Source organism: Nocardia sp. NPDC047038 (assembly GCF_040644075.1).
GTDB classification, from domain to species: domain Bacteria; phylum Actinomycetota; class Actinomycetes; order Mycobacteriales; family Mycobacteriaceae; genus Nocardia; species Nocardia sichangensis.
Genome location: NZ_JBEYVQ010000003.1, coordinates 401,930 through 410,752, shown reverse-complemented (window position 1 = coordinate 410,752; position 8,823 = coordinate 401,930). Strand labels below are relative to the sequence as shown.

Genomic DNA, 8,823 nt, shown 5'->3' with positions numbered 1-8,823 from the left:
CAGAGCCTCCTACTCGGCGGAACAACGGCTGTCCGAACGCTTTCGAGCAGCACGAACAAGCCGCTGCACCCGGCTGCCCAGCCCGGGCGCATGGCGTCGACCACCACGTGCGATTCGATGAGAGCGCGAGCGGTGCTCGGGCACGCTCGCGCGGAAAGCCGCCAATCCTCCAACGTCATCGCCGTGGAGCGGGCGCCACGGCTATGTCAGCTACGTCACACGGTCGTGATCCGTGCATTGCGAACATTAGGCGCTTCGTTAATAAAAGGGAACAATTTGCACTAAAAACTTCTGGACGCTTGTCCAACGCGGCTACCAGGGCCGGAAGTCCAGGGCAAAGCGTAATGCGCGATCACATTCGACCGCGGCGACGCCGATGGCTGTGCAGACTATGAGCCGAAACGTTGCATTCGCGTTGCATCGGCGCCGAGGCGGCGATCCAGTACCCGGATCTTGGCCTCGATCTGCGCGTACAGCGGCGAGTCACGATCGACCGTGGCCCGGTAGGCCGCCCACGCCGCGGCGTCGTCGCGCCCCTCCGGACACGCGGTCCACCGGCGCAGCACCGCCGGGTCGCCCGAAGCCAGCACCGCTGTGCGCAATCGAACCCGCAGTTCGTCGCGAATATCGATGATGCCCGGCGCGGTCGAACGCGGCAGCACCGGCCCGGCATAGAGCCGTAATGCGGAATCGACATCACCGGAGTCGAGCGCCGCGCGCAAAGCCTCCACATCGGTTGCGACCGGAACGCGCAAACGGTAAGGCCGCGAACCGAACACGGTCGGACCGACCACCGAACGCAAGCGGGACACGGCCGCGCGGATGGTGCCGTTGTCCAGATCGGTGTCGTCGAGCAACAGCGCGAGATGATCGGCGCCGAGTCCCTCCGGATGTTCGGCCAGCAGCAGCAGGATCTCGGCATGCCGCTGCGACAGGGGCACTCGATCATCCGCGACGCTCAGTTGCGGCTGACCGAGGCCGAGCACGTCGAGCGCGAGCCTGCCCGCCGGGTGCGGCTGCGCCGGGTCACGCCTGCCGCGACCGTCGTTCCGACGCTCGCCGGACCGTATCGCGGTGAGCAGCAGGTCCATCTCCGCGGCCGTGGCGGTGGCTTTGATCAGGGCGAGAATCTCCGGCTTGGCCACCCGGACGCCGCCCGCGATCATCAGCACTCCCACCAGCCTGCCGTCCGGATCGTGCACCGGGGCCGCGGCTCCGGTGATCTGGTGCATCCGGTGCAGGAAGTGCTCCGGGCCGTGGATCCACGCGGCGCGCCCGGTACGCACCACCAGGCCGACCGCGTTCGTCCCGATGCGGCGCTCGCTCAGGTCGTCACCGGCGCGCAGGCCGATCTCCGCGGCGGCCGCGACCTGTTCGTCACCACCGTGCACCGAGAGCACCCGGCCGAACTGATCGGCCACCACGACGATCAAACCCGTTCTGGCCGTGTCCTGTACGAGCAATTTGTCGATCAGCGGCATCAGCGCGGCGATCGGATGTGCCTGGAGATAGCGCTGCAGATCGGCGCCGCGCAGACCGCGGCCGTCGACCGCGTCCATCGGATCGACCCCGCCGCGCAAGCTGCGCAGCCAGGACTCCAGCACGGCGGGACGCAGCAGACCGGCGAGGCGGGCAAGTTGATCGCCACCCGCGCCGAGGTATCCGTGCGCCTGCGCGGCGTAGACTTCGAGCGCACCGAGTTGGGCGCCCGGCTCCACGCCCGGCCGTGGGGGTCGCCCACCTGCGATGTTGCTGACCATTTGCCTTTCTTTCCGCCCCAAACTGTACCGGCGCACTCAGGGCGGGAACGACCGATGTTCGGCTTTGTCCGCCAGGTCACACCCGGTGCGCATCCCGGCAAATTGTGACCGAACCGTCTTTCACTTCACGAGCACAGGTGTGCGGCCGCCTTTTCCGCGATCACCATGGTCGTGGCCTGCGGTCCACGACCGAGCGGCACCGGCACCACGGACAGATCCACCACGGACAACCCGGTAACTCCGCGCACCCGGCAGCGCTCGTCCACCACGGCGGCCGCATCGTTTTCCCGGCCCATTCGACAGGTTCCGGACAAATGTTGCGAAGTGGCGAGATTCGCGCGTAACCAGGCATCGAGATCCGCGGGCCGCGGAATCGGATCGACCGGCCGCGCGTTCATTCGTCGCAGCAGCCCGCCCGCGGTCGCCACCGCGTCGCGTAATCGGGCGCGATCCTGGTCGGCGGTCAGGTAGCGGTAGTCGATCAGCGGCGCGGCGCCGGGGTCGGCCGACCGCAAGCGGAGCACGCCGGAGGATCGCGGCCGCATCAGTGTGACGCCGAGCCTGCGCACCCCGGGTGTGAACGACACGGCGTACGGCCGGATTTCGACATCGTCCACCTCGAGCACCGTCTCCAGCGGGACGCTCGGCGGTTCGGCCAGGTGCAGCAGATAGGAGATGCCCACTTCCGGATGGTCGCTGAGCCAGGAGCCCACCGGGGCGGCGTGCACGACCGGGATGCCGAGGGGGCGCAGCCGTTCCGGGTCGCCGATGCCGGAGCGCAACAGCAGCGTGGCCGACTCGATCGCGCCCGCGCAGAGCACGATCCGGTCGGCCCACTCGATGCCGCTCTCGCCATCGCGTACGTACTCCACGCCGACCGCACGGGTTCCGTCGAAGCGGATGCGCGTGACCGACGTTTCCCCGGCGACGGTCAGGTTCGGGCGGGCCAGCGCGGGCAGCAGATAGCCGATCGACGGGCCGATGCGCCTGCCTCGGTCGCAATTGCACGGCACCGCGCCCACCCCCTCCCCGCTGCCGGGGGCATTGAGATCGGGCACCTCGGCGAACCCGGACGCGAGGCAGGCCTCCGTGAACGCCGCGCTGACCGGCGAGGGATCCGAGCTGCGCACCACGGGAATCGGGCCGCGGTCGCCGTGCCAGGGCTGTTCGCCGAAGTCGAGGTCACGCTCGATCCGGCAGTAGAGCGGAAGCACGGAATCGAACGACCAGCTGTCCGAGTCGCCGAGCACCCGGCTCCAGGCGTCGAAATCCGCCACCGTGGCACGGACGAAGTAACCGCCGTTGACCGCCCCCGAGCCGCCGATCACCTTGCCGCGCACGATGGTTGCCTGCACCGGCGGGTCGTCGGCGAGGACCACCTCGTAACGCCACAGCCACGGGGCCTCCGGACCGATCGGCAGCGACGCGGCGTCCAGCAACTCGGCGGGCATCGCCTCGCGACTGCTCCACATCCGACCGGCTTCGAGCAGCCGCACCGTGTGCGCCGGATCGGCGCTCAACCGCTCCGCCAGGACACACCCGGCGGTACCGCCCCCGACGATGAGCGTGTCGGCCATTCGGACTCCCGTTCAGTATCTCGGCGCGGTCCGCGTAGCCGGACGGCGGCGCGGCGAGGGTGCGGGCAAGAGCCAGGTCATCGCGGGTGATTCGGGTCGATCAACGGGATGGTGTGGTGGGTTTCAGCGCTTCCACGCTGCGCGCGCGGAACGCGCCGAGCCACAGGCCGGTGCCGTAGGCGATGTCGTCAAGGCGCTTGTAGACCGTGTAGCGGACGGGATCGAGGCCGCCCGAGTCGCGGTGGGTGAACCAGTCGGCCAATCCGTCCGCGACTGCCATGGTGATCGCGATGCGCCGCACCCGACGGGAGAAGAACATCGCCAGCACCGTGATCGGCCAGTAATGCCTGCACATCGCCGAGGCCAGACGCCACAGTCCGGCGAAGAAGCCACGCGCCAGATAGATCGCGGCGATCCGGGTGGAGTTGTCCAGCCCGGCGAAGACGCGGCGCAGCCGGGCCAGCGCGGTGATCAGGGTGACGATGCCGCCGAACAGTCCCCACTTGGTGAGCGTCGCGAACAGGAACGCGGCCAGCAGCGTCCAGGACGGCACCGACAGCGGTGACACCGTTCCCGCGTGCCGCTCGCCCAGCGGCGCCGCGCCGGTGCCGTAGAACAGCTTTCGGCCGAACCAAGCGCGGAAGCACACCCGGTGGTCGTGCGCCACGTGGGCGGCGGGTTCGTAGCGCAGCCGCCAGCCCGCCCGCTCCAGCCGCCAGCACAGGTCGACGTCCTCGGCGACGTGCATCGACTCGTCGAAGCCGCCTTGTTCCAGCAGCGCCCTGCGCCGCGCCAGCAGCGCCGCGCTCGGCACATAGGACACCAGCCCGCGCGAGTGCACCGCAGCCTCGCGCCTGCCCAGGTCGAGCGAGGAGCGGGTGTGCTCGTAGCGCGCCAGCGCATTGGACTCCGGGTCCAGCGCGACGATCCGCGGGGCGACCAGCGCCACCCCGGGGTCGCTGAAATGGCCGAGCATCACTTCCAGCCATCCGCTGCGCGGCACCACGTCGGAATCCAGGAATGCGACGAAGTCGGTTGTCGCCGCCCGCAAGCCGGCGTTGCGCGCGGCCGCCGGTCCCTGCTTGCGGTCGTGCCGCAGCACGGTCACCCGGCACCTGGTGCCACGGTTGCGCGGTATCCGCACCGGCTGGTCGGACCCGTCGTCGACCACGATGACGTTGTGCCCGCGCAACGCGGCGAGCAGCCGCGCCAGTCCCTCGGCGTTGTTGTGCAGCGGCACGATGACGGTGACGTCGTCCGGCGAAGGCAGCAGCCGGGGGCGGGGGTTGGCCACTCCGGAGTCGAGCAGCCGTCTGGCAACGACGGCGGACTTCGGGCCGGTCACCTCGAGGTACCCGTCGCCGATCATCTCGGCGGCCTCCGGGGCAAGTCGCAGCAACCTGGCCGGCGAACCGCCGATCAGAACCCGCCCGCCGGAGTATGCGCGTACCCGGGGATCGATCCGCACCCCGAATCCATCGGGCAGGCGATCATGGCGCATTCCTGGCATGCTAGGCGGAGTTTCGCGGGTAGACATCAACAGTCCGGAAAAAACGGCAGATTTCCGGGCGAAACCGGCCCGCCACCGGAACGGCCGCGCGCCGTACCCGATGCCGAGTGTTCGCTCGCACCGGTTTCCCAGCATCCGGCAACGGAGCGGCTATCGCCCGGTCGACGACCGGACGATAGCCACACCCGCGCTCTCGGCATACTTTTGGCAAACTTCATGGCTTCACGCCAGCGGGCTCTCGTCGCAGGCCCGCGCCGGGCGGCGTTCCGGCGTGAATCCGGCCGGGCGCGTCGCGCTCAGCGTCAGCGGAACCGGTCCGCTCTTGCGCCCGCCCGCGCGCGGGGCGACCCGGCGGGAATGGTCGACCGACGAACGCGGGATCATCCGCGCCGTGTCGGCCAGCGCCGCTTCGCCGTACCCCTGGACGCACTCCGGATCAGGCCCGTCGGCGGGCAGCCCGGTGAAGAACTTCGCCGCCATGCAGCCGCCGCGGCAGGCGTCGTAATGGCTGCACGACGCGCACGCGCCGCCGCCACTGGGCTCGCGCAGCTCCCCGAACAGTTCCGAGGATCGCCATACCGCCTCGAAACCGCCATCGGCCACGACGTTTCCGGCGTGGAACCGATCGTGAATGGCGAACGGGCAGGCATAGACGTCACCCACCGGGTCGACCAGACAGACCACCCGGCCCGCGCCGCACATGTTCAGCCCCGGCAGCGCCGCGCCGAACGCCGACAGGTGGAAGAACGAGTCGCCGGTGAGCACGCCCTCCCCGTTGCGCAGCAGCCAGTCGTAGAGGACGCGCTGCTGATCGGGCGTGGGATGCAAGTCGTCCCACACGTCCGCACCCCGGCCCGACGGCCGCAACCTGGTCAAACGCAAGGTGGCGCCGTACTTTTCGGCGATGGCGCGGAACTCGTCGAGCTGTGCGATGTTGTGCCTGGTCGCCACCACCGACAGCTTCGCGTCCCGGAAACCCGCCGCGGCGAGATTCTCCAGCGCGCGAATGGCCATGGCGTAGGAGCCAGGACCGCGCACGGCGTCGTTGACCTCGGCGTCGGCCCCGTCCAGCGACACCTGCACGTCGACGTAGTCACTGGCGGCCAGCCGGGCCGCGACCTCGGGCGTGATCCGCACTCCGTTGGTGGAGAACTTCACGCCCACATGGTGCGCGGTCGCGTAGTCGACCAGTTCCCAGAAGTCCGGGCGCACGGTGGGCTCGCCACCGCCGATGTTCACGTAGAACACCTGCATACGCTCGAACTCGTCGATCAGCGCCTTGCACTGCTCGGTGCTCAGCTCGCGCGGATCCCTGCGCCCCGAAGACGACAGGCAGTGCACGCAGGACAGGTTGCAGGCGTAGGTGAGTTCCCAGGTCAGACAGATCGGCGCGGCGAGACCGGACTCGAAGCGGTCCACCAGGCGAACCGCCGCGTCCGACGGCGGGACCACCCCCGCCGTCGACGGCGGCGCCGTGGCCGCGCTCGCGACGGAGGGCGCCGTCGGTGCGCCGGCCGGCGCACCGATGATCATGTCGGATTCGGCGAGCTGTGTCAGCGCTTTGACGTAAGCCGCGGCGTTCTTCTCCGGCACGCCCGCCGCGCGCAGGGCGGTGCGCGCCGACGTGTGCTCCGGCAGCGACCGGACGATCTCGACGATCCGCGGATTCTTCAGGAAGGAGAGCTTGCGCGTGCCGAAGTGGTAGAGCAGCGCGCCGAACGGCTCCGGACGCAGCGCCACTCGCGGATGCAGCTGCCAGCGGGTATCGAGATCGAGCATCGTCATCGACCGCCCGTCAGTAGACGCCGCACATGCCGTCGATGGACACCTCTTCGATGAGGCTCTCCTCGACCAGCGGCGCTTCTTCGGCAGACCGCGCGGCGGCGGCCTCCATCCGTCCGGTGTTGTCGGTGTCTGCGTGTCCGGTGGACCCGTATTCCGGCATGGCTACCTCCGCGAGGACGATCCGTGTGCGAACTGCCCGGTGCAGTCCGTGCTCACACAATAACGTCATAAACTGACAAAAGAACAGGTTTCATTTGTCGATCCGGGAGGTCCCCGCGGCCCCACGCTCCGAGCGAGGAGCCGATTCCGCCGCAAGCCGAGAGGAACAGGCGGCGACGGGACCGATGCCCGGCGCTCTAGACTGCGGGTGGCAAGCAGCTGAACAGAATGTGACGGGCAGCACGCCCGCAGTGGTAGAGGTGGCATGGGAGTCGGACGAATGCAGACGAACGGGGGCGGCAGCACGCTGTCGGAGTCCGAGATCGTCGAGGCCGCGCTGCGGGTGGTACGCGAGGACGGCGTGGAGAAACTGTCGATGCGGCGACTCTCCCGCGAACTCGGCGTCTCCCCGATGGCGCCCTACTACTACGTCGCCGACAAGCGCGAGCTGCTGGATCTGGTCGCCAGCGCGGCCCTCACCGGAGTGCGCACGCCACCGGCCGAATCCGGCACGTGGCAGCATCGGCTGCGCGATCTCGTCGACCAGATCGACGAGAAGCTGCGCAAGCATCCCGGCCTCGGCGACATCCTGATCGAGCAGATGCTGGGCAAACAGCTGGATCTGATCGCCGCGATCATGGACATCCTCGACGACGCGGGGTTCGGCGATCGCAACATCCTCGCCGCCTACGCCACCATCCACACCTACCTGTTCGGCCGCAGCCGGGTGAACCCGCGCGACCGCTCGGCGCCTGCCGATGTCACGCTGCCACCGGTTGTCGATCGGGCCACCCGGTACATCGGTGACCTGCGCGGACGCTACTCCTACGACTTCGGCATGGAGGTGCTGATCGCCGGTCTGGAAGCCCAGCTTGTCCGCCAGGCGACGACCGACGTACGATGAAACTGAAACACGTTCTAGTTTTTGCGTCGCGGGTTGCCCGTGCCAGGTTCGAGAGGACGACATGACCACTGTCGAGGTTCCCCACGGCTCGCGCTCGGTCGTGCTGCGGGTGTCCGCGGTCATCGCCGAGACGGCCGACACCCGCTCGCTGGTCTTCGACGTTCCCGACGAGCTGGCCGAGAAGTTCCGTTACCAGCCGGGACAGTTCCTCACCCTGCGCATCCCCAGCGACCGGACCGGCTCGGTGGCGCGGTGCTACTCCCTGGCCAGCTCGCCCTACACCGACGACCGTCCGAAGGTGACCGTCAAGCGGACCGAGGGCGGCTACGGGTCGAACTGGGTGTGCGACAACGTGAAAGAAGGCGACCAGATCGAGGTGCTGCCGCCCTCCGGCGTCTTCACCCCGAAGGATCTCGACGACGACCTGCTGCTGTTCGGCGCGGGCAGCGGCATCACGCCGGTCATGTCCATCCTCAAGTCGGCCCTGGCCCGCGGAAACGGCCGCATCGTGCTGGTCTACGCCAACCGCGACCACGAGTCCGTGATCTTCGCCGGTGAGCTGCGCGATCTGGCGGACAAGCACCCGCAGCGGCTCACCGTGATCCACTGGCTGGAATACCTGCAGGGCCTGCCGACGGCCGACGCGCTGGCCACCCTCGTCGCCCCGTATCGCGGCTACGACGCGTACATGTGCGGGCCGAAGCCGTTCATGGACCGGGTGCACGACGCGCTCGGGCAACTGGGCGTGCCGCGCACGCGCACGCACGCCGAGGTGTTCAACTCGCTGGCCGGCGATCCGTTCGCCGATCAGGCGCCGGTCGAGGTCTCCGACGAGGAGGCGGCCGACGCGGCGACCGTGGAAGTCGAACTCGACGGCGAAGTGCACGAACTGAAGTGGCCGCGCAAGCAGACGCTGGTGGACATCATGCTGGCCAAGGGCTTGGACGTGCCCTACTCCTGCCAGGAAGGCGAGTGCGGCTCGTGCGCGTGCACGGTGCTGGAGGGCAAGGTCGAAATGGACAACGCCGAAATTCTCGACCCGGAGGATATCGAGAACGGTTACATCCTCGGCTGCCAGGCGCACCCGGTGACCGACCACCTGAAGATCCAGTTCTGAGCGCGCTCGCC

The 8,823-nt window shown here is 68.9% G+C and carries 7 protein-coding genes and 1 pseudogene; 2 read left to right on the top strand and 6 right to left on the bottom strand.

Features of this window, described 5'->3' with window-relative positions:
* Positions 1 to 389: 389 nt before the first annotated feature.
* The 6 genes and pseudogenes from ABZ824_RS15440 to mftA form a co-directional block, all read right to left on the bottom strand.
* The gene (locus tag ABZ824_RS15440) at positions 390 to 1,760 is read right to left on the bottom strand and encodes a GAF domain-containing protein (RefSeq protein ID WP_356963738.1); all 1,371 of its coding nucleotides are present in this window, start codon (positions 1,758 to 1,760) and stop codon (positions 390 to 392) included.
* A 125-nt stretch (positions 1,761 to 1,885) separates the two neighbouring features.
* The gene (gene mftG, locus ABZ824_RS15435; protein WP_356963737.1) at positions 1,886 to 3,337 is read right to left on the bottom strand and encodes a mycofactocin system GMC family oxidoreductase MftG; all 1,452 of its coding nucleotides are present in this window, start codon (positions 3,335 to 3,337) and stop codon (positions 1,886 to 1,888) included.
* 100 nt (positions 3,338 to 3,437) lie between these two features.
* On the bottom strand, positions 3,438 to 4,838 hold the full coding sequence (gene mftF / locus ABZ824_RS15430) for a mycofactocin biosynthesis glycosyltransferase MftF (RefSeq protein WP_355074850.1): 1,401 nt from the start codon (positions 4,836 to 4,838) through the stop codon (positions 3,438 to 3,440).
* Between the two features lie 231 nt (positions 4,839 to 5,069).
* Positions 5,070 to 6,380 carry a mycofactocin radical SAM maturase gene (gene mftC / locus ABZ824_RS15425; RefSeq protein ID WP_356963898.1) on the bottom strand — a complete coding sequence of 437 codons (1,311 nt, stop codon included), beginning with the start codon at positions 6,378 to 6,380 and terminating at the stop codon, positions 5,070 to 5,072.
* 3 nt (positions 6,381 to 6,383) lie between these two features.
* Positions 6,384 to 6,626 (bottom strand): annotated as a pseudogene (mftB, locus tag ABZ824_RS15420) (mycofactocin biosynthesis chaperone MftB); the annotation flags it as partial.
* Positions 6,627 to 6,642: 16 nt separating this feature from the next.
* Positions 6,643 to 6,741 carry a mycofactocin precursor MftA gene (gene mftA / locus ABZ824_RS15415; RefSeq protein ID WP_157170973.1) on the bottom strand — a complete coding sequence of 33 codons (99 nt, stop codon included), beginning with the start codon at positions 6,739 to 6,741 and terminating at the stop codon, positions 6,643 to 6,645.
* 330 nt (positions 6,742 to 7,071) lie between these two features.
* Between mftA and mftR2 the strand changes: the two genes are divergently transcribed.
* A complete protein-coding gene (gene mftR2 / locus ABZ824_RS15410; protein WP_355074852.1) occupies positions 7,072 to 7,695 on the top strand; it encodes a mycofactocin system transcriptional regulator MftR2 in 624 nt (207 codons plus the stop codon).
* A 61-nt stretch (positions 7,696 to 7,756) separates the two neighbouring features.
* A complete protein-coding gene (locus tag ABZ824_RS15405) occupies positions 7,757 to 8,812 on the top strand; it encodes a ferredoxin--NADP reductase (RefSeq protein ID WP_356963736.1) in 1,056 nt (351 codons plus the stop codon).
* Positions 8,813 to 8,823: the final 11 nt, after the last annotated feature.